Raw genomic sequence first — 23192 nt, forward strand, 5'->3', positions numbered from 1 at the left:
GCACAGCAAGAGCACAGCAAGAGCACAGCAAGAGCACAGCAAGAGCACAGCAAGAGCACAGCAAGAGCACAGCAAGAGCACAGCAAGAGCACAGCAAGAGCACAGCAAAGAACACAGCTTCAAGAACAAGAATACAATTGGGAACTGAATTAAGAATTGAAATCAAAAATTCAATCATCAAGTTTCACATTTACAGCTGCCGGCTTGCGAAGCAGGTTCATGAGAATATAGTGTTTGCAGGCACATTTGCTAACTATTTTTTAAAAGTGTAATCGGTTTTATGTTCATGTGACAATGGCAGGCGGCAAACTCGGGCTATCCGCATGAAAGCGCGATGAGCCGAGTGTGGCAAGGTAAATTGGTTAACGGGTGCCTGCTAAGTTGTGTTACAATATACGTTGAGGTGAAAGCCAAGTTATGTTCCTGAAACGGATCGAATTAGCGGGATTTAAATCATTTGCCGACAAAACGGAGATGGAGTTCGTTACCGGCATTACCGCGGTTGTCGGGCCTAACGGCAGCGGCAAAAGCAATATTTCGGACGGCATCCGCTGGGTGCTCGGCGAGCAGAGTGCAAAGAGCTTGCGCGGCGGCAAGATGGAAGACATTATTTTTGCCGGCAGCGATGCACGCAAAGCTGTCAATTACGGCGAGGTGTCATTGACGCTCGACAACGGTGACGGCGCACTGCCGCTGGAGTACAACGAGGTGACGGTTACGCGCCGGGTTCACCGGAGCGGCGACAGCGAGTATATGATCAACAAGCAGCCTTGCAGGCTGAAGGATATTACGGAGCTTTTCATGGATACGGGCATCGGCAAGGAAGCGTATTCGATCATCGGCCAAGGCCGGATTGAGGAAATTTTAAGTACGCGTTCCGAGGATCGCCGCGGCATTTTTGAAGAGGCCTCCGGAATCGTGAAATATAAGTCGCGTAAGCGCGAGGCGCAGAAAAAGCTGGAGGAAACGGAAGGCAATCTGCTTCGTATTCACGATCTGGTAACGGAGCTGGAGGATCAGGTTCTGCCGCTGCGCGAGCAGTCGGAGAAGGCGATCCACTACAAGCAGCTCAAGGAACAGCTGAAGACGCAAGAGATATCGATGTACGTACATAATATCGAGACTGTGCACAGCTCCTGGGCAGAAGCCAACGAAAAGCTTGATCGGCTGAAGCGGGAGCAGTTAGAGCTGTCTACCGTCGTAAGCAAGCATGATGCCCATCTGGAAAAGGACCGTCACGCTTTGCGCGAGCTGGAGGAGGCGCTGGACGCTTTGCATGAATCGATGCTCCAGTACAGCGAGGAGTATGAGAAATGCGAAGGCTACGGCGAGGTGCTCAAGGAACGCAAACGCAATCTGGAGCAAAATAAACGCCAGCTGGAAGAAACAATTGCCGCGCAGGACGAGCGTATCGCCAGCTTAACGAAAGAGGAAGCGGAGTTCCGGAGCAAAGCCGCCGTATTGGAGCTTCAATTAGCAGAGCTGCGGACGAAGCTGGCGGAGGAAGAAGTTCATTTGATCGGCGTAGCCGGCAGTGCAGTGGCGGATGCCGAGGAGATATTAAAGGGCGAACTGCTCGATGTGCTGAGCACGATGGCCCAATTGCGCAACGAGATCCGCTATTCGGCGCAGCAGCAGGAAGCTGTACAACGCCGGATGGAGAGACTGTCGGACGACGAAGCGAAATGGAACGAGCAGCATCAGAAGCTGACAGCTAGACGGATAGAGCTGGAAAAGCAGCTCGAAGCTACGCTGAAAGCCATTAATACGAACCGGAACAAATATATCGACGAAGCGGAAAAGGCCAAAGAAATCGGACAATATGTCGAGGATGCGACGGCTGCCATCCGCAAGTGGGAGCAAAAGCTGGAATCGCAAATTTCCCGCCGTGATACGATGAAGGAAATGCAGGACGCGCTCGACGGTTTTATGCAAGGGGTCCGGGAAATTCTGAAAGCTTCACGCCGTTCATCTGGCGGTATTGCCGGCGTGCATGGCGCGGTAGCTGAGCTTATTCGGGTGCCGGAGCGTTTGGAGACGGCAGTTGAGACTGCGCTCGGCGGAGCGATGCAGCATATCGTAATGGAAGACGAGAAGTCGGCACGTTTTGCGATCAGCTTCTTGAAGCAGCGCCAACTGGGACGAGCTACGTTCCTGCCGCTTGATGTCATCCGCGGAAGACATATTTCAGAGCATGACAAGCGGCTGGCTGAAGATGTTGAAGGCTTCGTTGGCGTAGCCGCTGATTTGGTGGGCAGCGATACGAAGTACGAGGCTATTGTCAAAAGCTTGCTGGGCAACATATTGCTCGCCGAAACGCTGGAGCAGGCCAACCGGATCGCCTCGAAATGCCAATACCGCTATCGCGTTGTGACGCTGGAAGGCGATGTCGTCAATGCAGGCGGTTCGATGACCGGCGGCAGCTTGCAGAAAAAAGGAGCGAGCCTGCTTGGCCGCGGCCGTCAGATCGAAGCGCTCGATAAGGAAATCAAGGAAGCGCAAACGACCATTACACAGCTGCGGGACAAGCTGAGCGACTTGCGCAAGGAGCAATCCATTTTGAACCACAAAATGGAGGAGCTGCGTGCAGGGTCTGAACAGAGCCGGATTGATGAGCAGCAAGTAAGAGCTGAACTGCAGCAGCTGAACAACGAAGCGAAGCACCTTGGCGAGCAGGAGCAGTTGTTCTCATCCGACCGCAACAGCCATCTGGCAGAGCGGAAGTCGATGGAGCAAGCGGCTGCCGAGGCAGAAACCCGGCTGGAGCAGCTGCAGGCAGATGAGGTCAGGCTGCAGGAAGCCATCCGCTTGGCGGAAGACCGCCGTAAAGCGAGCGAGACCGCCAAAGAAGCGCTTCAAGGGCAGCTGACCGATTTGAAAATCGCCGTTGCCAAGACGGATTCGGAGAAGCTCAGCTTCGAAGATCAGGCGACCCGGGTCCGCAGCGATATTCAGCGGGCTAAGCAGGAGCTGAGCGGTTACCGTTCACTGCTGTCCCAGCAGGAAGAGGAGCTCGCTCGACACGGACAGGAGACGGTCGATCAGATCGAGCAGTTGAATCAACTGCGTCTGAAGAAGCAGGAATGTGCGGAGCAGACGGATCTCAAGCGTTCCGCCCGCGCCGAGCGTACACGTGAGCTGGAGCAGGGCGAGAGCGAGACGAAGGAGCAGCGGGCACAGCTTCGCAACGTGGAGGAGCAGCTTCGCCAGACGGAAATCGCAGCCAACCGGCTCGATGTCGAGCTCGATAACTTGCTGCGCAAGCTGAGCGAGGAGTATGAGCTGAGCTTCGAGCTGGCGAAGGAGCGTTATCCGGTGCCGGAGGACGTCGCAGGCACGCAAAATGCCGTTCGTGAATTGAAACGACAAATTACAGCGCTTGGCGATGTGAACCTGGGTGCAATTGACGAATACGAACGGGTGAAGGAACGGTTTGAATTTCTTACCGAGCAGAAGGATGATCTGGTGGAAGCCAAGACGACGCTGTATCAGGTCATCCGCGAGATGGACGATGAAATGTCCAAGCGGTTTAGAGCGACCTTTGAAGCGATACGCGGCCATTTCGTCGTTGTATTCTCGAAGCTGTTCGGCGGCGGACGCGCGGATCTCGTTCTTGTGGAGCCGGATCGTGTACTCGATACGGGCATTGATATCGTAGCGCAGCCGCCAGGCAAGAAGCTGCAAAATCTGCAGCTGTTGTCAGGAGGAGAACGGGCGCTCACAGCGATTGCGCTGCTGTTTGCAATTTTGCAGGTGAAGCCCGTTCCATTCTGCGTTCTCGATGAGGTCGAGGCGGCGCTTGATGAAGCGAACGTAGCTCGTTTTGCTCAATATTTACGCGAATTTTCCGGACTTACGCAGTTTATCGTCGTTACCCACCGTAAAGGAACGATGGAGGAAGCCGACGTGCTGTACGGCGTAACGATGGAAGAGGGCGGCGTATCCAAGCTCGTATCCGTCCGGCTGGAGGAGCAGGTGGATGAAGAAGAGCCTGCAACCGCCTAGCGGATCAGGGTCAAGCTGAACGTGCAGCTTCAACTATTAACAGACAGATAAAGATGGAAGACAGCAACAGAGCAAGAGAGAAGACGTTCAGGAGCAACCTGTACCTGTAGGGAGGAAACATACGTGAGCTTTTTTAAGAGACTGAAGGAAAGCATCGCTTCCAAGACAGAGGCGGTAACGAATATTTTCAAAGAAGGCTTGACCAAAACCCGGACTGCAATTGTGGAAAAGGTGGAAGAGCTGATTACGAGAAGAAAAAAAATCGACGAGGAGTTTTACGAGGAGCTGGAGGAAATTCTAATTGGCGCTGACGTTGGCGTCAATACGGTAATGCAGCTGATTGAAGAGCTTCGCGTCGAAGTGAAGAAACGGAAAATCGAGGACGCTTCCGATTTGCAGCCAGTTCTCTCTGAGAAGCTGATCGGCCTGCTCAAGGGCGAATCCAATCCAGGGCTGCAAATGGCGAAGGACGGAGAGATTACGGTCATTTTGTTCGTAGGCGTCAACGGCGTCGGCAAGACGACCACGATCGGCAAGCTCGCCCATAAGTTCAAAAGCGAAGGCAAAAGTGTTTTGATGGCAGCAGGAGACACGTTCCGTGCAGGCGCAATCGAGCAGCTTGAAGTCTGGGGACAACGGGTTGGCGTCGATGTAATCAAGCAGTCTTCCGGTTCTGATCCGGCTGCGGTTATGTTCGATGCTGTGCAAGCTGCCAAGCAGCGCGGGGTGGACGTCCTGCTATGCGATACAGCGGGACGTCTGCAGAACAAGTCGAACTTGATGGAGGAGCTCAACAAGATTTTCCGCGTCATTCAACGCGAGCTTCCAGAAGCGCCTCATGAGGTTCTACTAGTCCTGGATGCAACGACAGGTCAAAACGCGCTTAGCCAGGCGAAGCTGTTCGGCGAAAAAAGCGGCGTAAGCGGCCTCGTGCTGACGAAGCTGGACGGCACGGCGAAGGGCGGTATCGTCATTGCAATCCGCAATGAGCTGAATCTGCCGGTGAAGCTCGTTGGACTCGGGGAGAAGATGACCGATTTGCAGGAATTCGACTCCGAGCAGTTCGTGCATGCGCTGTTCGCAGGACTCATTCAGCGTGAGACGGAGCAGGCTCCGCAAGAGGATTAAAGGTGACAAGGCGAAAAGCTTGACAGTGATATATGCCATCGTGTAAGATAAAAGACGTTGCGCAGGTGTAAAGGATATTTCCTTGACGGACTCGCAGCACACTAAACGTCAAAGACCGGCGGCAGTTCAAGCCCAGCCGGAGGATGAGACGCGGCGGAGGGATCAAGGATGCTTATTGAAGAGCCGGATGCCCTTGCAAAAACAAATCGAATCAACCTGCTGTTTGATTTCTACGAGCCACTGCTCACTGAAAAACAGCGAACCTTTCTCAAATATTATTTTCACGATGATTATTCGCTAGGCGAGATTGCCGCGGAATCCGGCATTAGCAGACAAGCGGTGTACGAGCATGTCAAGCGTGCAGAGCAAGTGCTGGAAAGCTACGAAGGCAAGCTTCAACTGCTAGCGAAGCATGAATCCCGCCAGCGGCATGTAATGGAGCTGGAGCGGAGCATAGCGGAGCTTGCAGTTGGCGAAGCCGAGAAGAAACGGCTGCTTGCAGCGATTGAACGATTAACAACGACAGAATGAAAAACGGAGGTGATGGATCATGGCGGCATTTGAGAGCTTAACGAACCGATTGCAAAGTGTGTTCGGCAAGCTGAGAGGCAAAGGCAAAGTAACAGAGGATGATATCAACGAAGCGATGCGCGAAGTTCGACTGGCGCTGCTTGAAGCCGACGTTAACTTTAAAGTCGTCAAAGATTTTATCGCCAAAGTGAAAGAGAAAGCGCTTGGTCTAGAAGTGTCCAAAAGCTTTACGCCTGGCATGGTCATTATCGATATCGTCAACAAAGAGATGACCGAGCTGATGGGCGGGACGCAGAGCAAGCTGGCGAAAGCGAACAAACCGCCTACAGTGCTTATGATGGTTGGTCTGCAAGGTGCGGGTAAAACGACGACGACAGGCAAGCTGGCTCGTCTGCTGCAAAAGGGCAATCATAAGCCGCTTCTGATCGCGGGTGATATTTATCGTCCAGCGGCGATCAAGCAGCTTCAAGTGCTTGGCGAACAGATCAATGCACCAGTGTTTACGCTTGGTGATCAGACTTCGCCGGTTGAGATTGCCCGCGCAGGTTTGCAGCATGCGAAGGACAACGGCAACGATTATGTCATTATCGATACCGCCGGACGACTGCATATCGATGAAGCATTGATGGAGGAATTGAAGCAAATTCATCAGGTGACGAAGCCGGATGAAGTGCTTCTCGTCGTCGATGCGATGACCGGTCAAGACGCAGTCAACGTTGCGCAAAGCTTCCACGAGCAATTGGAGCTTACCGGTGTTGTGCTGACGAAGCTGGACGGCGATACCCGAGGCGGTGCCGCATTGTCGGTTAAAGCCGTAACGGGCAAGCCGATCAAGTTCGCAGCGATGGGCGAGAAGATCGATGCCCTGGAGCCTTTCCATCCGGACCGGATGGCTTCCCGGATTCTCGGCATGGGCGACATGCTCAGCCTGATCGAGAAGGCGCAGGCGAATATTGATGCCGATAAAGCGGCAGAGATGGAACGCAAAATGCGCAATGCCGAGTTCACGTTCGATGACTTCCTCGAGCAGATGGCTCAAGTCCGTAATCTTGGCCCGATTGACCAGCTGATGGACATGCTGCCGGGCATGAACAAGATGAAGGGCATGAAAGACATGAAGGTGGACGAGAAGCAAATCGACCGCGTCGAGGCTATCGTTCGCTCCATGACCAAGGAAGAAAAGCAAAAACCGGAAATTTTGAATCATAGCCGCCGCCGGCGGGTTGCTGCAGGCAGCGGAACATCGGTTGCCGAAGTTAACCGTCTCATCAAGCAGTTCGACGATATGCGCAAGATGATGAAGCAATTCTCGTCGATGATGGGCAAAGGCTCCAAGGGCATGAAAGGCCTGAAGGGCTTGATGGGTAAAGGCAAGAAATTTCCGTTCTAATTCATAGCAGTTGCTCTAGCAGCGTTCATTATTTCGAAGGAGGTGAATTTACATGGCAGTACGTATTCGTTTGAAACGCATTGGTGCTCACAAAGCTCCATTCTACCGCGTTGTCGTTTCCAACTCCCGTTCCCCGCGTGACGGTCGCTTCATCGAGGAAATCGGTACTTACAACCCGGTTGCACAACCGGCTCAAGTAACGATCGACGAAGAGAAAGCGTTGAAATGGCTGCAAACAGGTGCGCAAGCATCTGATACGGTTCGCGACTTGCTTTCCAAAGCAGGTGTCCTGAAAAAGTTCCATGAGCTTAAGCAACAGAAATAACTGTTGAACAGCGGAGGGCCTTGAGATGAAAGAATTGATTCTTGTCATAGCAAAGGCGTTGGTGGACCATCCAGAGGACGTGCGCGTCCATGAGAAGGATGATGAGCGAGGCACCGTCTACGAGCTGTCGGTACATTCCGATGATGTCGGAAAAATTATCGGCAAGCAGGGCCGCATCGCGAAAGCGATGCGAACCGTCGTGACGTCCGCCGCCGTCAAATCTCAGAAACGCGTCATCGTTGACATCATATCGTAATTGCATATCGATAAGGGTTAGGATATTTTATCCTAACCCTTTTTCAAAATAGAGAAGTATTGAACGAAAAGGGTTGATACATATGAGTAACAAATGGTACACCGTAGGCAAGCTTGCCAATACGCATGGTCTGCGCGGAGAAGTTAAAGTGCTCCCAAGCACTGATTTTCCAGAAGAGCGGTTTGCGGTTGGCAACAAGCTGTCCCTGCAGGATGAACAGTCCGGCCGTCAGGTTGAGGTTGAAATTGCGTCGGTCCGCGAGCAAAAGGGAATGTTCGTCTTGAAGCTGAAGGGCTTCAACGATATTAATGAGGTAGAGAAATATAAAGGCTGGCTGCTGAAAATTTCCGAAGCCGAGCAAGGTGAGCTGGATGAAGGCGAATACTACTATCATCAGATCATTGGCTGCAAGGCCGTTACAGAAGACGGAGAAGAGCTCGGCGCGATCTCAGAGATTTTAAGTCCGGGAGCTAATCATGTCTGGGTCGTGGACTTGAATAAGCCAAAGGGCAAGCAATTGCTGCTGCCGGTTATTGACGAGGTTATTCTGGATGTTGACGTAGCAAACAAGCTGGTGAAGGTTCATCTGCTGGAAGGATTGATGTAGCGCGATGCGAGTAGATGTACTGACATTGTTTCCGGAAATGTTCGACGGTGTGTTTAACGCGAGCATTTTGGGCAAAGCGAAGGAAAAGGGAATCGTCGATCTGCAGGCGATCAATTTCCGTGACTATGCGAACAATAAGCATAATACAGTGGACGATTATCCGTACGGCGGCGGGGGCGGCATGGTGCTGAAGGCGGAGCCGGTATTTACGGCTGTCGAAGAATTAATGGCTGCTGTACCGCAAAGCAAGCCGCCGCGCATCATTCTGATGTGCCCGCAAGGCGAGACGTTCACGCAGCGGAAGGCCGAGGAGCTCTCTCAAGAGGAGCATATCGTATTGATTTGCGGACACTATGAGGGCTATGATGAACGGATTCGCGAGCATCTTGTGACCGATGAGCTGTCGATTGGCGATTACGTGCTGACCGGAGGCGAGATTCCGGCGATGACGGTCATCGACAGTGTTGTCCGTTTGCTGCCAGGCGTACTCGGCAATGAAAGCTCTGCAGTTACCGATTCCTACAGTACCGGACTGCTGGAGTATCCGCATTATACGCGTCCTGCAGTGTTCCGTGACTGGGAGGTGCCGGAGGTGCTCATATCCGGCCATCATAGCCGGATCGATGCCTGGAGACGCGAGCAGTCGCTGCTGCGTACGCTGAACAGGCGTCCGGACTTGTTGGAGAAGGCGGAGCTGACACCGAAAGAACGGCAATGGCTGGCCTCGCTTAGCAAGGAAGAGAAGCAATAGATATGAAATGCCGTACATGGTAAGGAAGAAACAACTCCGGCAGGCTGGGTTGTGCCCTGCAAGTACAGGCATTTCTCACTCATAGAAAAGGGACCGATTATCGCGAAGGTTTGAGTTTCGCGGCGTTCGGTCCCTCTTCTAGTTATGGAGTGTAGAAATTTTGGGTATAATAGACACCATAATGTCCGCCAAATGCGACCCCTGTGCCAAGCTTCGTTAGCGTTTTGCTAAGCAGGTTGCTGCGGTGGCCGGGCGAGTTGATCCAGCCGAAGTGGGCGTATATACTGTCGGATTGGCCGGCAGCGATATTTTCCGCTGCGCTCCGATAGGTAATGCCTTGAGCCTTCATTCGGTCAAACGGCGTTTGCCCGTCAGGATTTTCATGATTGAAAAACTTCCGTGCGGCCATATCCTTGCTGTGGCCTCTAGCCGATTTGGATGCTTTGTCGTCCTGGGTGAATAAGGAGATGCCGCGCCGGGACCGCTCTGCATTCGCGAGATCAAAGCTTTGCTGCTCATAGCTCTCTTGGAGCACGGAAGCGCTGGCGGTTCCAGGCTTGCCGTATGCGCTGGAATCAGTTTGCAGAATGCCGATAATACGGTTTCCGTCGAGACGGTCAATAAACAAGGTCGTCGTGATGCTGCCGGAGACGTAGCTATATTGGAACTCATTTTCTTGGCCGTTTTTGCTGCCAATAATCGCGATTGCCTCCGAAAGGGTTGTCCCAAGCTTTAATTTAGGCTTCACTTCCCAACTGTTAGCCGTATTGCTGAATAATGCAACGACTTTGCTGCCGCGAGTGCCGATCATAGCGAAACTGCTGTAGTCATCGTTGTAGACTTGCCAAGTAAAGCCTTCTTGGGTTTCATCGCTGCGCTGCGGCTCTCCAAGAATCAGCTTGGTTTTAGCGAGTGTGTCGCCAATAGCAACTCCCCGCAAGGAAGCCGGATTTGCAGCTTCAGGAGGAATCTTGCTTGACGACAGCCGCTCAGAATGCTGTGACAGCCTGTACAGGAACGTCAAGGCTTCTGCACGGGTTAACGTGCCTTGCGGATAGTAGCCGGATACAGTCGCAGCTGTACGGCCTGTTGTAAGCTTCTCATCAAGCAGCCATTGAATCGCTTCTTTCTCTGTCAGGCGTTTGCCTGTTACTGCGCTTACCATCAGTAATGCAGCTTGTCCGCGCCGGAAGGAGCTGTTGTCTGCAACGTCGTAGATGAGCGGCCAGCCCTGCTGTTTGGCATATTTGTAGTAAGGCTCGTACCAAGGGGAGCCGGCTGCTGCTGTCTCTTTGCTGCCATAAGCGCGAAGGAGCAGAGCCAAAAATTCAGCTTCATTAATATTGCGGTCAGGGCGGAAATTTCCGTCCTCATAACCCGATGCTAGATTTTGTTGAACGGCCCAGTCAATGTACGAGCTTGCCCAATGGTTCTTGGTATCCGGGAATCTTTCAGTATTAGCTGTAATTGCGCTCCCGCCCGTTGAAGGAGCCGCTTCCGCCATAGAAGGCTGTGATGGGAATAGTGCTGTCAGACCTAGAACGATTGATAAGAAAAAAATTGCAGTTTGTGCTCTTGATAGTCGGGGCATAAAGGGTATCCTCTCTACTCAAAGTTGTTTGTTTCAGTATACCTAATGATGCCCAGCAAAAACATGTTGAATTTTGCAGCCCAATGTGATAAAATTTCAAATGTTGTTTGTAATATTCGGGCGGTCCGCTAATAATGATGAATCTGTTCAATTGGGAACATGGCGAGTTATTAAGAACGTCTATGGTGGAAGGAGTGAATCCAAGATGAATCTCGTACAAGCGATTACGCAAGAGCAGCTTCGCAAAGACCTTCCTAACTTTCGTCCCGGTGACACGTTGAAAGTATACGTTAAAGTTATCGAGGGATCCCGCGAGCGGATCCAGCTTTTCGAAGGCGTTGTTATTAAACGTCGCGGCGGCGGTATCAGTGAAACGTTTACAGTACGTAAAATTTCCTACGGTGTTGGTGTGGAAAGAACTTTCCCGCTGCACTCGCCTAAACTCGACAAAATCGAAGTGGCACGCCGTGGTAAAGTACGTCGCGCTAAACTGTACTACCTGCGCAGCCTTCGTGGTAAAGCAGCAAGAATTAAAGAAATTCGTTAAGATCAAACGACAAGAGGGGCTTGCGAAAACAAGCTCCTTTTCGTTATTCATGAACAGAGTTATCAGCCATGAACGGACTACAGATAGAAGGAAGGCGTAGGAATGGAATCACAAAACCGAAATGAAGATCAAATTGAGTCCCGGGCAGAACAGCTGGCCGGAGCAAACGGCAAAGCGCCGGAGAAGGGCGGACGAGCCTCTAAGGAAATCGTTGAGTGGATTAAGGCGTTAGCGATCGCCATCATTCTCGTCTTCATTATTCGGCAGTTTCTGTTCTCTCCGTTCATAGTCGAAGGGCCTTCCATGCAGCCTAACTTCGAGACGGGCGAGCGCTTGATCGTCAATAAAATATTGTACAATATCCGCGAGCCGAAGCATGGCGAGGTTGTTGTCTTCCATGTGCCGGATCAAGGCAGAGATTTCATTAAGCGTGTTATCGCACTTCCTGGCGAAACCATCCGGGTAGACGGGGACGATGTATTCGTTAACGATACAAAGATCGATGAGCCATATATTAAGGAAGCGATTGAAAAGGCTCATGCCGAAGGACGTCTGTACAACGAGAATAAATCGCCTACGTCGAATTATCCGAACGATAAAAACAGTGAGATTACGGTGCCGGAAGGTTATATTTTCGCCATGGGCGACCATCGCGACAATAGCCAGGACAGCCGTGATATCGGCTTCGTATCTGAGAAAGAGCTGATCGGCCGCGCTGATTTTATTTTCTGGCCAATGAGTAAAGTAAGCTTTATTAAGCATTAACAATAGAGAAGCAGAATTGCAGTGAGGTGAGGACATGACCATTCAATGGTTCCCCGGTCATATGACCCGGGCAAAAAGGCAAATACAGGACAAGCTGAAACTCATCGATATTGCCATTGAGCTGTTGGATGCGCGCGTGCCGTTATCGAGCCGCAACCCTATGGTGGATGAAATTTTGGGCGGGAAGCCGAGACTGATCGTGCTCAACAAGTCCGATCTTGCCGATCCAAAAGTTACGGAGCAATGGATCACGTATTTCAAATATGAAGGCCATGAAGTGTTGGCCCTCGATTCTTCAACCGGCACAAGAGTGTCGGAAGTTCCGCTGATGGCCAGACAGATTTTGCATGAGAAAATCGAGCGTCAGCTGTCCAAAGGGATTAATCCGCGTGCCGTTCGCGGTCTTATCGTCGGCATTCCGAACGTCGGCAAATCGACGCTGATTAATCGTCTGGCCGGCCGGAATATCGCCATTACAGGCGATCGTCCCGGGGTAACGAAGGGCCAGCAATGGATCAAAGTTGGGACCGAGATGGAATTGCTCGATACACCAGGCATCCTGTGGCCGAAGTTCGAGGATATGCTTGTCGGCTACCGTCTTGCAATGACAGGCGCGATCAAGGAGCAGGTGCTTAACGTTGAGGATATCGCTTTTTTTGCCGTCAAGGATCTGGTAGAACGTTATTGGCCGGCATTGAAAGAACGATTCGAGCTGGATGCACCGCCTAAGGATCCGGAGGACTCTGACGAAATTGTTCGGGTCATGGAAGATATCGGCCGTCGCAGAGGCTGTCTCGTTGGAGGCGGCAGAGTGGATCTGGAGAAAACATCCGGCATTATTTTGCGCGAGATGAGAGCAGGGAAGCTGGGCCGGATTTCGTATGAGGCTCCTTTCCCGGCTGCTGCGGGTTCCGCGTTGGAATCAAGAGGGGAATAAGCAAGCTGCATCATGGGCAATAGGGAAACCGGGGGAAATCTGACAATGCTGGAGTATGAACAACCGCTTTGGGCGGAAGGTTATTCCGCTATCGCCGGCGTTGATGAGGTAGGCCGCGGCTGCTTGTTTGGCGATGTTGTAGCGGCAGCCGTCATTTTGCCTCCGCATCTGGAGCTGGAAGGTGTCAATGACTCGAAGAAGCTGTCCGAGAAGAGACGCGAAGAGCTTTATGAAGTCATTATACAGAATGCTGTCGCTTGGTCGGCTGCGAGAGTCGATTCGGAGACGATTGACCGGATTAATATTAAGCAGGCTTCCAGGCTTGCTATGAAGCTGTCCGTCCAATCGCTAGCGGTCGCAGCCGATTATTTGCTGGTCGATGCGGAGAAGGTAGATATGCCGCAGCCGCAGCTTGCCATTATTAAAGGCGATGCGACGAGTCAATCGATTGCCGCTGCATCGATCATTGCGAAGGTGACGCGGGATAGACTGTGCACGAATGAATGGGAGCAGCTTTATCCGGCTTACGGTATCGCTATACATAAAGGCTACGCGACAAAGCTGCACCGGGAAAGACTGCTGGAGTTCGGGCCAAGCCCGCTGCACCGCCGTTCTTTTCTGGGGAAAATATTTGTAGAACAGCAGGAGCTGTTCTAGGGGGTGTCTGAGAACTCTGAGGGCAGCAAATTTTGCCGAATTTTCGTTCCATGCAAGGCGTGTTTGTGAAGGCGTACCCGGGGGTACGTCAAGTAAACGCAACGAAGCAGGGGGCGGAAAGGCGGTGAAAGGTGCCACTGAACGAGTTTTCAGACACACCCTAAAGGCATAATTCGGGCATCGAACCGCCAATGGCGTTTCGATGCTCTTTTTTTGTTAATACGCTCCTTCAATGCCGTCCGAATTATACCGATATGTACAATATAGGTTTATAATAGAATCAAGAAGCGGATTGGAAGCGGGTGCTACCTATAGATGAATATTAATCAAATTATGAAAAGCTTTCTTGGCGACGCTTCCGCAGGCGAGGCGCGCACGATGGAGCTGAAGGCAGGACAAGTCGTTCGCGGCCAAGTTATGCAAGTGATGGATAACAATGAAGCGATTGTACAAATAAACGGAGTTCAAGTGCGTGCGAAGCTGGAATTGCCGCTGCAGCAAGGACAAACGGCTATGCTTCAAGTACAGCCGCAATCGCTGACAGACGGCGGAAGCAGCATGATTGTGCTGAAGCAGGTCGAACCTGGAACGGCAGCTCTGCCTGACAATATGGTTAAGGATTTGGTGAAGCTGCTTGGATTGCCGGATCAAAAGTGGGCGACGGAGCTTGTCAAAGAATTGAGGCGCGACGGCTTCCCGATGAACCGGGAGACTGCGCAGCTGTTTCAGCAGGCATTATCAGCAATGCCGAAGGGTGTGAATGCGGAGCAATGGATGCAGGCAGCCGCTACCGCTATTAAGCGAGGACTGCCGCCAACGGCCGGGACAATAAGCGCGATGCAGCAGGTCATGTTCGGGCGCTCGGCTCATGATTTGCTGAACGCGCTGCAGCAGCAGCTAGCCAGCGCCTTGGGCGAAGGCGGAGCGGGAAGCAAATCGCAGCTGCAGCAGCTCGGCACCAGGCTGCAAGCATTGCTTGGCGAGGGCGGGGCGCTTATGCGCGCGTTTGCCGAGGGCGGCGCTCAGGCCCATGCAGGCGGTTCTGCAAACGCGCCAGCCCCAGGCGGGGGGAATGCAGGGTCCGGAGTAAATGCTGCAGGGGGCACAGCTGCAGGTGCGGCTGCCGCAACAAACGCTGCGGGCGGAGCAAACCCGGGGAGTGGCGCTGCGAATGCTGCGAACACCGCCAATGCAGCAAATGGCGCAAATCCAGCGAATGCTGCAAGTACTGCTAGTGCGCCAGCGGCAGGGCACGGGAATGCCGCAGCAGTTCACAATAACGGAGGCGGAGGTGCTGCAGCGTCTAGTAATGGCACCCTTTCTTCTCCGGCGTCTGGCAATTCAGCGGCGACGGTGATTGCAGCTGCCGCTCAGCAGCAGGCTGCTGAAGCAGGAACAGGAGCGGCGGGCACCCAAGCGGGTTTCCCAGCCACAGCCGCGAGCAGCTCTTCTGGCAATTGGCTAGGCCAAATGATGAAATGGATGGGCGTAGATCATGAGAATCAGCTGCTGAAGCAGTTCCCGCCAGCAGGAAGCAGTCCGGCAGCTCAGCCGCCAGTAAATTCTGACGGGGGCGGCCATGGTGCAGCCCAGAAAACGGCGGAGCGTCCGGGTTCGCAAGCGCAAGCAGATGCAGCCTCAGCCAGGGCAGCGGTTCAAGCTGGAACAGAAGGAAATGACAAGCTGCAGCAGCCAAGCGCAGCTCTGGCACAGGAGCCTCGTTTGACGGGAGAGAGAGGTTCATTAACCGCTGCTTCCCTGGCCCCCCAGCCAGCCGTGCAGGATGCTGCAGCTGCGCCGAAGGCTCTCGCCCATGAATCGCTCAAAAGCGTACTAATGGCTATCGCCGCATCCGATGATGCTCCAGCAGCTTTGAAAGAAACAGCCCAGCAGCTGGTTCAGCAGGTAACGGGACAGCAGCTGCTGCTCACACCGGAGCGGAACGGCTCGATGTTCAGCCATCTGACGATGTTTATTCCGCTGCACGGACCTGAAGGCGACCAGACGGCTTCAGTACAAATTCAGACGCGACGCGGCCGAAAAGGCGAGCTTGATGCAAACAATTGCCGTCTCCTGTTCCATCTGTCCATGAAGACGCTGGGTGATACGATCGTTGACGTTAATGTGGTGGACAAAATCGTCAGCTTGAATCTATGGAATGATCATCCTGCGATATCTGGGCTGGTGGAGTCTGCAAGAACTGAAGTTTCTGAAAGTTTGAGCAAAGCCGGCTATCAGCTGTCGTCTTTGCGGACGACACCTACCTATAAAGGAGATCCGACAGCAGAGACCGGCTCGGACAAGCCGAAAAATACGGAGCCGGCTCCAATCTCCGCTTCGGCTTATAAAGGAGTCGACTTTCGCATATGAGCGCCAATCGCCAATCGAACCATGAACAAATGCCGCTTCGCAAAGCGGTTGCGCTCAAATACGAACCAGGTGACAATGCCGCACCTGTCGTTATTGCCAAAGGCAGAGGTCATGTGGCCGATCAAATTCTCGATGCCGCGCAGGAGAATGGCGTCCCTGTGCAGGAGGATGCTTCACTTGTCGAAGTGTTATCCAAGCTGGATATCGATCAGTCGATTCCGCCGGAGCTATACACGCTTGTAGCCGAAATACTCAGTTTTGTCTACCGGGCAGACCGGGAGGCTAAGGCAGGAGAAAACGATGAGCAATGGTACAAGTAAGGACATGGCGGGTCAAAAGCTGAAGCCTGACGGCCGGAAGCTGACAGGTGAAATAGGAGAGGCGGCAGCTTTCCGGTATTTATCGGAAACCGGTTATGCCGTCATAGAGCGCAATTGGCGCTGCCGGATGGGGGAGCTTGATCTCATCGCTAGCCGGGACGGCTTGCTCATCTTTATAGAGGTGCGCACACGCCGGGCTGGAGGCCGTTTCGGTACCGCTGCGGAATCGGTAGACCGGAGGAAGCAGCAGAAGCTGGCTTTGCTGGCGCAATTTTACATGCGTCAGCATGCTGTAACCGATCAGTCCATTCGGTTTGATGTGATCACAGTAACGCTTGACCGCGATAATGCAGTATTGGAGCTCAAGCAGATCGAAGCGGCGTTTTAATGCGATAAGTTAAATAAGTGAATTTTGTTAAAGGCTTCGCGGCAGCGCGGAGCCTTTTTTGCCGTTCCCGGCATTCTTTAGACAATCTTCAGATTTCATTAAGGGGGACTTTAGACGGCGGTTGCTATACTCGTTAACAGAAGCGGCGGGGGCAGCTGGAACCGCGCAGAAATCGAGAGAGGATGAATCATAATGGAGCAGGAGAATGAGCCTATTCAATATGCCGGATTTTGGATTCGGGGTATGGCACTCGTAATCGATTCCGTCATCATTTACGGTGTATCACAGCTTTTAATATCACTGGGGAATTGGAGTGGACAAACGATCCCATGGCTCATGACGGCTTATATGTTTGTAACGACGCTGCTGTCAGGCAGAACGATAGGCAAGTGGATGACGGGAGTTAAAGTGATCCGGCAGGATGGAGGCAAGCTGTCGCTCTGGAACGTGCTTTTGCGGGAAACAGTCGGCAGATGGCTGTCAGCTGTTCTTTTATTTATTGGATTTATTTTAGCCGGATTTGACGGGCGTAAACGGGCTTTACATGACCATATCGCTCAAACCTATGCCGTTAGAAACAGATGAGGAGGAAGAAGTGATGTCACAGACAGCAGCAGTTGAATTGCGGAATGTTACGAAATCCATTGCAGGAAAAACAATTGTAGAAGATTTGTCATTCACCGTGCAAGCGGGCGAAATCTATGGCTTCCTCGGACCCAATGGAGCAGGCAAAACGACAACGATCCGCATGATGGTCGGGCTTATATCTATTGGCAAGGGAGATATACGAATCGGAGGGAGCAGCATTCGAACAGCAAGAGGCAAAGCGCTGGAGCAGATTGGAGCCATCGTCGAAAATCCCGAGCTGTACAAGGAGATGAGCGGCAGGCAAAACTTGAAGCATTATGCGAACATGAGCAGCAAGCCTGTCTCAAATAAGAGAATAGAGGAGGTTGTCCGTCTCGTACAACTGGATGAAGCGATCGACCGGAAAGTCAAAACCTACTCACTGGGCATGCGCCAGCGTCTCGGAATTGCTCAGGCGATTCTTCATCGCCCATCAATTCTTATTCTTGATGAGCCGACAAACGGATTAGACCCGGCAGGCATTCGCGAGCTCCGGCAATATTTGCAGCAGTTAGCGAAAACAGAAGGGATGGCAGTCATCGTCTCCAGCCATTTGCTTGCCGAGATCGAGCTTTTATGCGACCGGGTCATCATTATTCAGAAGGGCAAGCTGGTCGCCGAACGATCTTTGAAGGAAGTAGACGGGGACGGGAAGGTGACGGTGGATCTTGAAGTTACTGATCCTGAAAGGGCGTCAATGCTGCTTAAACCAAGCGTTGCTGATTCTAACAGCGGCAGTAACATCATGTCCGTAAGAGTGATGAAAGAAGAAATTCCGGGTCTTGTATCGGATTTGGTTCAGCATGGCATCGGAATTGTACAGGTGACTATAAGAACCGCAAAGCTGGAGGATCTATTCCTCGAATTGACGCAGGGGGCGAGATCATGAGATTTATGCGGCTGATTTCTAACGAGCTGTTGAAGCTGCATGTCAGGCGGAAAAACTATCTGTTTGCCGGTTTTTTACTCGCGCTTACTATAGGTGCAGGCCTCATTATGAGGCAAACGATGCATGGCTTAACCGGGTTTGACTTTGCTGCCAAGCTGCAGCCGGTTCTGAATTATCCGATTCTATTGTTTATGATTATTTATGGCGCGCAGACAATTGCGGAAGAGTTCAAAGAAGGAACGATCAAGCAATTGCTTATACGTCCGCCAAGCCGTTCCGTCATTTTATTGTCCAAATATGCAACAGGAGTTACGGTTTTGATCGGAATTTTGCTGTTTTCCTGCTTAGCAGCCGTCATTACGGGCCTTTTATTATTTGAAAATGGCGGCGATTATACGCTGCTGACTGTCATCAAAGCGTATTTGTATGCGATACCGGGCGACTTGTTTTATTTTACACTAGCCCTATTGATAGGCACGGCTGTAACGAGCGTCCCGCTTGCATTATCGCTGTCTATTATTCTCCATTTAACCGGCGGCGGGATACGCGCAGTGATTGCAAAATACGGATGGTCCAAATTTGTGGTGCTCAATCATTTGAATTTAAGGCATTTTGATTCAGATCCGCACATCGGCGGCACCGGAGCTGCTCCTTATCCGGACATTAATTTATACGGCTCATTGTTGATTAACGCTGTCTATCTAGCGGCGTTTCTTGGTCTCGCCTGTTATGTTTTTTACCGGAAAGAGGTAAAATAAGGCGGAGAGGAGCGGGGATATGACCTATTCGATACTGCTAATAGAAGATGATCATGAAATTATCGAGCTTTTAAAATTGTATTTGGAACCGGAATATAACGTACATGAAGCTGCAAATGCGCAGATTGCACTAGATAAAATTAAAGCTTACAGCTATGATCTGTCCATCGTGGATGTGATGCTGCCGGGCATTGACGGCTTTCAATGGGTCAAGACGATTCGCCATTCGCATTATTTTCCCGTCTTGTTTCTGTCAGCACGGAGCCAGGAAAGCGATAAAATTTTGGGACTTAGTGTGGGAGCGGACGATTATATGACGAAGCCGTTCAACCCGCTCGAAGTCGTTGCGAGAGTACAGGCACTGCTCCGGAGGGTGCATCAATTCGATACAGTTGCAGTAGACAAAACAGAGGCAGAGGAAGAGCGGCTGGAAGCGGGAGAGCTTGTACTGGATACGAAAAGCTGCACTTTGTACCTGTCCGGACAGCCTGTTCCTCTAACGTCTACGGAATATAAAATTTTAGCGCTGCTGATGGGCAATTCCGGCCGCGTCCTCACTCGGAAAAAGATTTATGAGGCGGTATGGGATGATGCTTTTGCCTATGACGATAATACGATAATGGTTCATTTGAGCAATCTGAGGGAAAAAATCGAGCCTCACCCGAAAAACCCTTCCTATATTAAAACAATCAGAGGGCTGGGATATAAATTTGAAGCGCCTGTTCAGCATTAGAAAAAGATGGCGGCTGCATACGTCGCTCATATTCGATTTTTTCTTTTTTAATCTATTTCTGATGCTTGTTGTGTTGGTTTGCTTTATTGCGGGTATCATTTATATTTTTCAGAACGCACAGGCCTCGGAGACGATGAATGCAAGTGCTGCCTCTTTTTTGGAGTCTGAGAAACGAAGCGGATATGGCATCGGGTGGCTGGAGAAGCACGGAGGCTGGCTGGAGGAGCTAGATGGCGAGTTTCGCGTTATCGGCTCGAAGGGGAAAAAGGGCGATGACAAAGCCTTTTACGCGCAAAATGAGTTATTCGAATTGCTTGAGAACGGGGAGAAACAATCTTATTATTATTCCATTGCGGCAATGGAGAGCTATAGTCCTCCGCATTATTTGCTGATGAAACTGCCCCGGGAGCAGGTTTCCATTCAAAAAAATATGGCATCCCAGCCTTTATTGGATGAGGAGGATCAAACGTTTCCCCTATACCGGGTGAAAATATTTTTCTATGGCTCAATTGCCGCCATTTTGTTTTTTATTTTTCTTTACAGCTACTGGGTAGCCAGACGTATCAAAAAGCCGCTGGATACGGTTGCCGCCGGATTGAAGCGCATGACGCATGGCGATTACAGCACCCGGATCGATATCCATGCGGAGAAGGAATTTAAGCAAATTAGCGACACTTTCAATTATATGGCAAGCGTCATCGAGAGCTCTGCCGAAGAGAAACGGCTGCTGGAAGAAAGCAAAGAACGGCTCATCATCGATTTATCGCATGATCTTAAGACACCGATAACGAGTATCCAAGGATTTTCCCAAGCTTTAATGGAAGGGAAAGTAGTGGATAGCGACAGGCAAAACCGCTATTTGAACTATATTTACAATAAATCAAATCAAGTGACCGCTTTAATAGAAAGCATGCTGGAGCTGCTGAAGCTTGATTCGCCGGATCATCCCTTGAGACTGGAGAAAAGCGATGTAGGTGACTTTTTGCGGGAGTCCGTTGCGGCAATGTACGGCGACATTGAAAGAAAAGGGTTTGAGCTGTGGATGGATATTCCTGATCGGAGTATGACCGCCGTATTTGATGCTGAGGCTTTGAGCCGGATTATCGCAAATCTTCTGGCTAATGCGTTGAAATATAACTCTCCGGGCACGAGACTGCGGGTTGCGCTTAAGGAAGAGGAGGCTGTTGTCCGGATAGAAATCGGCGATTCGGGTACCGGCATTCCAGAGCAATTAAAGTCAAAGCTGTTCGATCCCTTCGTAAGAGGGGATGAATCCCGCAGCAGGGAAGGCGAAGGCGGTCTAGGCCTTGGGCTTTCCATCGCTAAGAAGCTGGCTGAGAAAATGGGCGGCTCTCTGGCTCTGATTGAGTCGGCGGAAGACGCAACTCTCTTCGTTATTTCCTTAACGAAAAAATAATAATGCCGGCGGGAACGTCCTTGGAAGGAAGCTTGGTATTTTGTAGCGTTAAGGCCCTGTCAGGGTCTTACTATGCGGAAAATGGACTGTTGAGGCGGGCTAAGACCCCGAGAGGGTCTTAGCCTTAACCGAACGCGTGAAACCGCTGCAAAATGCAGGTGGAAATGCATAGTTAAGACACTAAGAGGGTCTTAACAAGTGAAAAAGGAAGCGTCAGGAGCCGGCTAAGACCCCAAGAGGCTCTTATGCTTGACCGAATGTGCGAAAACGCTGCAAAATGCAGGTGAATTTAAAGAGTTAAGACCCTCAGAAGGTCTTATGGTGTGAACAAGGAAGCGTTGGAAGCAAGTTAAGGTTCCTAGAGGGTCTTATCTCAATGAAATGTATGGACTCATATATTAAGCCGGTCGCATATCCCATGCGCCCGGCTATTGGCATTACTCAAGCAAGTGGTCAGCTAAACAGCTAAACAGCCAATCAGCCGTTCAGCCGCCGGTATTGGATCGCTTCGGCGACATGCTCCGCCTCTATGGCATCGCTTCCTTCAACGTCGGCGATCGTGCGCGACAAACGCAGGATGCGATCATAGGCGCGCATGCTAATGCCAAGCGCCTCTAACGCATTTTCAAGCATGTCGTGAGCTTCTGGACGCAGCTTGATCGAACGGCGGAGTGAAGCGCCAGATAGGCGTGTATCGGGACGCAGACCCTGTGAAGCCATGCGATGGGCTTGCCGCTCCCTTGCAGACAATACCAGCTGCCGCATATGTGCAGAGTCCATTCTGGTACTAACGCTTGTAGAATTAGCGTTTCCCGGTTGTTCAGCTGGCCTCGGGATTTCAAGCTGGAGATCGATCCGGTCGAGCAGCGGCCCGGACAGCTTGGCCCGGTAGCGGGAGATGACGGCGTCGCTGCAGATGCAGCGTTTCTCCGCCGTTTCATGCCCGGAATAGCCGCAGGGGCAAGGGTTGTAGGAAACGGCGAGCATGAGCCGTGCGGGAAAATGGAATACCGCTTTCGACCTCGCGATCGTCACGATTCCGTCCTCCAGCGGCTGCCGCAGCACTTCCAGCACCTGCCGCGAAAATTCAGGCAGCTCGTCTAGGTATAGCACGCCCCGATGAGCGAGTGTTACTTCACCGGGCTTCGGTACGGAGCCGCCGCCAATGAGTCCGCCGGCAGAAATCGTATGATGCGGTGAACGGAAGGGCACCGTCTCAATAAGACCATGAGCATCGGTCGACAGCTTGCCCGCCGCGCTGTAAATTTTCGTAACCTCCAGCGCCTCAGCTTCGGTCAACGGGGGCAAAATACCGGGAAGACGCCGGATCATCATCGTCTTGCCGGTTCCCGGCGGGCCAGCGAACAATAGGTTATGCTTGCCCGCCGCCGCGATAACGAGTGCCCGCTTCGCATGCTGCTGGCCGATGACATCGCTGTAGTCCCCGAAACATTCAGGCTGGTTGCTTACGGATACTGTATTTCGAGAATCCGTCTGCGGGATATAGCGCAGGGCATCCCAGCCTTCTCTGTCACCGCCGCCGCGCAGCTCGCCTAGCGAGTTCAAGGCATAAAGCTCCATGCCGCCGATCCACGCGGCTTCCTGGGCATTGCCATGAGGCAGCAGCACCTTGCGAATGCCGCTGCGCTTGGCTTGCTCAATCATAGACAGAACACCTGGTACAGGGCGCAGCAGGCCGTTCAGCGACAGCTCGCCGATTAATATCGCGTCCTCAAATGGTTTACTGCTAATTTGCTCGCTTGCAGTCAAGATGCCTGCCGCGATGGCAAGATCGAAGGCAGTTCCTTCCTTTCGCATGTCTGCCGGGGCAAGATTGACCGTAATCCGGTCCATCGGGAAAGTAAATCCGCTGTTCTTGATTGCGGCCCGTACCCGCTCCACGGACTCTCTCACGGCAGGGTCGGGCAGCCCGACCACGTTGACCTGAGGCAGACCGCTCGCAATATCCACTTCCACCAGTATGCTTTTACCCTCTACACCGAGCACGCTGCTGCTTCGCATTACACTGAACATGACAAAAAAGCACCTCCAAATAGATGGATGAAGGTGCTTCCTCACGTCCAATTCGACTAATACAGTATAAAAAATCAGGTGGTACAGCTGTTGTTTCCATCATAATGGATGACAGAAATAACTGTCAATATTATGGATATTTTTCAATATAAAAGCATTGATGAAG

The 23192-nt window shown here is 51.9% G+C and carries 23 protein-coding genes; 21 read left to right on the forward strand and 2 right to left on the reverse strand.

From position 1 onward, the window contains the following. The 9 genes from ACFVVF_RS00510 to trmD all read left to right on the forward strand — a co-directional run. Nucleotides 1-272, forward strand: a 272-nt coding sequence (locus ACFVVF_RS00510) for a hypothetical protein (protein ID WP_387804410.1), incomplete at its 5' end; no start/stop codon positions are given. A gap of 145 nt (nucleotides 273-417) precedes the next feature. Beyond that, nucleotides 418-4005 (forward strand): chromosome segregation protein SMC, encoded by a 3588-nt coding sequence (gene smc, locus ACFVVF_RS00515; RefSeq protein WP_387804412.1) that lies wholly within the window; start codon nucleotides 418-420, stop codon nucleotides 4003-4005. Nucleotides 4006-4128: 123 nt separating this feature from the next. Next, a complete protein-coding gene (gene ftsY / locus ACFVVF_RS00520) occupies nucleotides 4129-5133 on the forward strand; it encodes a signal recognition particle-docking protein FtsY (RefSeq protein WP_387804413.1) in 1005 nt (334 codons plus the stop codon). A 168-nt stretch (nucleotides 5134-5301) separates the two neighbouring features. Beyond that, nucleotides 5302-5664, forward strand: coding sequence for a putative DNA-binding protein (locus tag ACFVVF_RS00525; protein WP_387804415.1), 363 nt, complete (start codon nucleotides 5302-5304; stop codon nucleotides 5662-5664). Between the two features lie 19 nt (nucleotides 5665-5683). After that, complete coding sequence (gene ffh, locus ACFVVF_RS00530) at nucleotides 5684-7054, forward strand: signal recognition particle protein (protein ID WP_387804417.1); 1371 nt, start codon at nucleotides 5684-5686, stop codon at nucleotides 7052-7054. A gap of 52 nt (nucleotides 7055-7106) precedes the next feature. Further along, complete coding sequence (rpsP, locus tag ACFVVF_RS00535) at nucleotides 7107-7379, forward strand: 30S ribosomal protein S16 (protein ID WP_042160406.1); 273 nt, start codon at nucleotides 7107-7109, stop codon at nucleotides 7377-7379. A 25-nt stretch (nucleotides 7380-7404) separates the two neighbouring features. After that, nucleotides 7405-7635: a KH domain-containing protein gene (locus tag ACFVVF_RS00540; protein ID WP_387804419.1), complete on the forward strand. Its 231-nt coding sequence runs from the start codon at nucleotides 7405-7407 to the stop codon at nucleotides 7633-7635. A gap of 82 nt (nucleotides 7636-7717) precedes the next feature. After that, nucleotides 7718-8242, forward strand: a complete 525-nt coding sequence (gene rimM / locus ACFVVF_RS00545; RefSeq protein WP_387804421.1) for a ribosome maturation factor RimM — start codon at nucleotides 7718-7720, stop codon at nucleotides 8240-8242. A 4-nt stretch (nucleotides 8243-8246) separates the two neighbouring features. Then, nucleotides 8247-8993 (forward strand): tRNA (guanosine(37)-N1)-methyltransferase TrmD, encoded by a 747-nt coding sequence (gene trmD, locus ACFVVF_RS00550; protein WP_387804423.1) that lies wholly within the window; start codon nucleotides 8247-8249, stop codon nucleotides 8991-8993. 142 nt (nucleotides 8994-9135) lie between these two features. Here trmD and ACFVVF_RS00555 read toward each other — a convergent pair whose 3' ends face one another. Beyond that, nucleotides 9136-10497, reverse strand: coding sequence for a CAP domain-containing protein (locus ACFVVF_RS00555; protein WP_387804425.1), 1362 nt, complete (start codon nucleotides 10495-10497; stop codon nucleotides 9136-9138). Between the two features lie 292 nt (nucleotides 10498-10789). Here ACFVVF_RS00555 and rplS point away from each other — a divergent pair, with 292 nt between their 5' ends. The 12 genes from rplS to ACFVVF_RS00615 all read left to right on the forward strand — a co-directional run bounded on the left by rplS (nucleotide 10790) and on the right by ACFVVF_RS00615 (nucleotide 20992). Beyond that, nucleotides 10790-11131, forward strand: a complete 342-nt coding sequence (gene rplS / locus ACFVVF_RS00560) for a 50S ribosomal protein L19 (protein WP_387804427.1) — start codon at nucleotides 10790-10792, stop codon at nucleotides 11129-11131. A 102-nt stretch (nucleotides 11132-11233) separates the two neighbouring features. Further along, entirely contained in the window at nucleotides 11234-11896 is a 663-nt protein-coding gene (gene lepB, locus ACFVVF_RS00565) for a signal peptidase I (RefSeq protein WP_387804429.1), read from the forward strand. A gap of 34 nt (nucleotides 11897-11930) precedes the next feature. Then, complete coding sequence (gene ylqF, locus ACFVVF_RS00570; protein ID WP_387804431.1) at nucleotides 11931-12833, forward strand: ribosome biogenesis GTPase YlqF; 903 nt, start codon at nucleotides 11931-11933, stop codon at nucleotides 12831-12833. Between the two features lie 45 nt (nucleotides 12834-12878). After that, the gene (locus ACFVVF_RS00575) at nucleotides 12879-13490 is read left to right on the forward strand and encodes a ribonuclease HII (RefSeq protein ID WP_387808702.1); all 612 of its coding nucleotides are present in this window, start codon (nucleotides 12879-12881) and stop codon (nucleotides 13488-13490) included. Nucleotides 13491-13805: 315 nt separating this feature from the next. Beyond that, nucleotides 13806-15860, forward strand: a complete 2055-nt coding sequence (locus ACFVVF_RS00580; protein WP_387804433.1) for a hypothetical protein — start codon at nucleotides 13806-13808, stop codon at nucleotides 15858-15860. Next, on the forward strand, nucleotides 15857-16180 hold the full coding sequence (locus ACFVVF_RS00585; protein ID WP_387804434.1) for an EscU/YscU/HrcU family type III secretion system export apparatus switch protein: 324 nt from the start codon (nucleotides 15857-15859) through the stop codon (nucleotides 16178-16180). The genes ACFVVF_RS00580 and ACFVVF_RS00585 overlap by 4 nt, the downstream gene beginning before the upstream one ends. Then, nucleotides 16161-16568, forward strand: a complete 408-nt coding sequence (locus ACFVVF_RS00590; RefSeq protein ID WP_387804436.1) for a YraN family protein — start codon at nucleotides 16161-16163, stop codon at nucleotides 16566-16568. The genes ACFVVF_RS00585 and ACFVVF_RS00590 overlap by 20 nt, the downstream gene beginning before the upstream one ends. Before the next feature lie 192 nt (nucleotides 16569-16760). Next, the gene (locus ACFVVF_RS00595; protein WP_387804438.1) at nucleotides 16761-17153 is read left to right on the forward strand and encodes an RDD family protein; all 393 of its coding nucleotides are present in this window, start codon (nucleotides 16761-16763) and stop codon (nucleotides 17151-17153) included. 13 nt (nucleotides 17154-17166) lie between these two features. Further along, entirely contained in the window at nucleotides 17167-18084 is a 918-nt protein-coding gene (locus ACFVVF_RS00600) for an ABC transporter ATP-binding protein (RefSeq protein ID WP_387804440.1), read from the forward strand. Continuing rightward, nucleotides 18081-18842, forward strand: coding sequence for an ABC transporter permease (locus ACFVVF_RS00605; RefSeq protein ID WP_387804441.1), 762 nt, complete (start codon nucleotides 18081-18083; stop codon nucleotides 18840-18842). Before ACFVVF_RS00600 ends, ACFVVF_RS00605 begins: the two co-directional genes overlap by 4 nt. 19 nt (nucleotides 18843-18861) lie before the next feature. Continuing rightward, the gene (locus ACFVVF_RS00610) at nucleotides 18862-19575 is read left to right on the forward strand and encodes a response regulator transcription factor (RefSeq protein WP_387804443.1); all 714 of its coding nucleotides are present in this window, start codon (nucleotides 18862-18864) and stop codon (nucleotides 19573-19575) included. 133 nt (nucleotides 19576-19708) lie between these two features. Continuing rightward, nucleotides 19709-20992, forward strand: coding sequence for a HAMP domain-containing sensor histidine kinase (locus tag ACFVVF_RS00615; RefSeq protein WP_387804445.1), 1284 nt, complete (start codon nucleotides 19709-19711; stop codon nucleotides 20990-20992). Between the two features lie 477 nt (nucleotides 20993-21469). Here ACFVVF_RS00615 and ACFVVF_RS00620 read toward each other — a convergent pair whose 3' ends face one another. Next, nucleotides 21470-23026 carry a YifB family Mg chelatase-like AAA ATPase gene (locus tag ACFVVF_RS00620; RefSeq protein ID WP_387804447.1) on the reverse strand — a complete coding sequence of 519 codons (1557 nt, stop codon included), beginning with the start codon at nucleotides 23024-23026 and terminating at the stop codon, nucleotides 21470-21472. Nucleotides 23027-23192: the final 166 nt, after the last annotated feature.

The organism is Paenibacillus sp. NPDC058174, assembly GCF_042883865.1.
In the GTDB taxonomy this organism is placed as follows: Bacteria; Bacillota; Bacilli; order Paenibacillales; family Paenibacillaceae; genus Pristimantibacillus.

Excerpts from the sequence above, each read along its gene's own strand:
- ACFVVF_RS00595 (WP_387804438.1), top strand. The coding sequence starts at position 16,761 with ATGGAGCAGGAGAATGAGCCTATTCAATATGCCGGATTTTGGATTCGG.
- lepB (WP_387804429.1), top strand. The coding sequence starts at position 11,234 with ATGGAATCACAAAACCGAAATGAAGATCAAATTGAGTCCCGGGCAGAA.
- ACFVVF_RS00590 (WP_387804436.1), top strand. The coding sequence starts at position 16,161 with ATGAGCAATGGTACAAGTAAGGACATGGCGGGTCAAAAGCTGAAGCCT.
- ACFVVF_RS00605 (WP_387804441.1), top strand. The coding sequence starts at position 18,081 with ATGAGATTTATGCGGCTGATTTCTAACGAGCTGTTGAAGCTGCATGTC.
- ACFVVF_RS00600 (WP_387804440.1), top strand. The coding sequence starts at position 17,167 with ATGTCACAGACAGCAGCAGTTGAATTGCGGAATGTTACGAAATCCATT.
- ACFVVF_RS00610 (WP_387804443.1), top strand. The coding sequence starts at position 18,862 with ATGACCTATTCGATACTGCTAATAGAAGATGATCATGAAATTATCGAG.
- ACFVVF_RS00580 (WP_387804433.1), top strand. The coding sequence starts at position 13,806 with ATGAATATTAATCAAATTATGAAAAGCTTTCTTGGCGACGCTTCCGCA.
- rimM (WP_387804421.1), top strand. The coding sequence starts at position 7,718 with ATGAGTAACAAATGGTACACCGTAGGCAAGCTTGCCAATACGCATGGT.
- ACFVVF_RS00575 (WP_387808702.1), top strand. The coding sequence starts at position 12,879 with ATGCTGGAGTATGAACAACCGCTTTGGGCGGAAGGTTATTCCGCTATC.
- ffh (WP_387804417.1), top strand. The coding sequence starts at position 5,684 with ATGGCGGCATTTGAGAGCTTAACGAACCGATTGCAAAGTGTGTTCGGC.
- rplS (WP_387804427.1), top strand. The coding sequence starts at position 10,790 with ATGAATCTCGTACAAGCGATTACGCAAGAGCAGCTTCGCAAAGACCTT.
- trmD (WP_387804423.1), top strand. The coding sequence starts at position 8,247 with ATGCGAGTAGATGTACTGACATTGTTTCCGGAAATGTTCGACGGTGTG.
- ACFVVF_RS00615 (WP_387804445.1), top strand. The coding sequence starts at position 19,709 with ATGAATGCAAGTGCTGCCTCTTTTTTGGAGTCTGAGAAACGAAGCGGA.
- rpsP (WP_042160406.1), top strand. The coding sequence starts at position 7,107 with ATGGCAGTACGTATTCGTTTGAAACGCATTGGTGCTCACAAAGCTCCA.
- smc (WP_387804412.1), top strand. The coding sequence starts at position 418 with ATGTTCCTGAAACGGATCGAATTAGCGGGATTTAAATCATTTGCCGAC.
- ACFVVF_RS00555 (WP_387804425.1), bottom strand. The coding sequence starts at position 10,497 with ATGGCGGAAGCGGCTCCTTCAACGGGCGGGAGCGCAATTACAGCTAAT.
- ylqF (WP_387804431.1), top strand. The coding sequence starts at position 11,931 with ATGACCATTCAATGGTTCCCCGGTCATATGACCCGGGCAAAAAGGCAA.
- ACFVVF_RS00525 (WP_387804415.1), top strand. The coding sequence starts at position 5,302 with ATGCTTATTGAAGAGCCGGATGCCCTTGCAAAAACAAATCGAATCAAC.
- ACFVVF_RS00540 (WP_387804419.1), top strand. The coding sequence starts at position 7,405 with ATGAAAGAATTGATTCTTGTCATAGCAAAGGCGTTGGTGGACCATCCA.
- ACFVVF_RS00620 (WP_387804447.1), bottom strand. The coding sequence starts at position 23,026 with ATGTTCAGTGTAATGCGAAGCAGCAGCGTGCTCGGTGTAGAGGGTAAA.
- ACFVVF_RS00585 (WP_387804434.1), top strand. The coding sequence starts at position 15,857 with ATGAGCGCCAATCGCCAATCGAACCATGAACAAATGCCGCTTCGCAAA.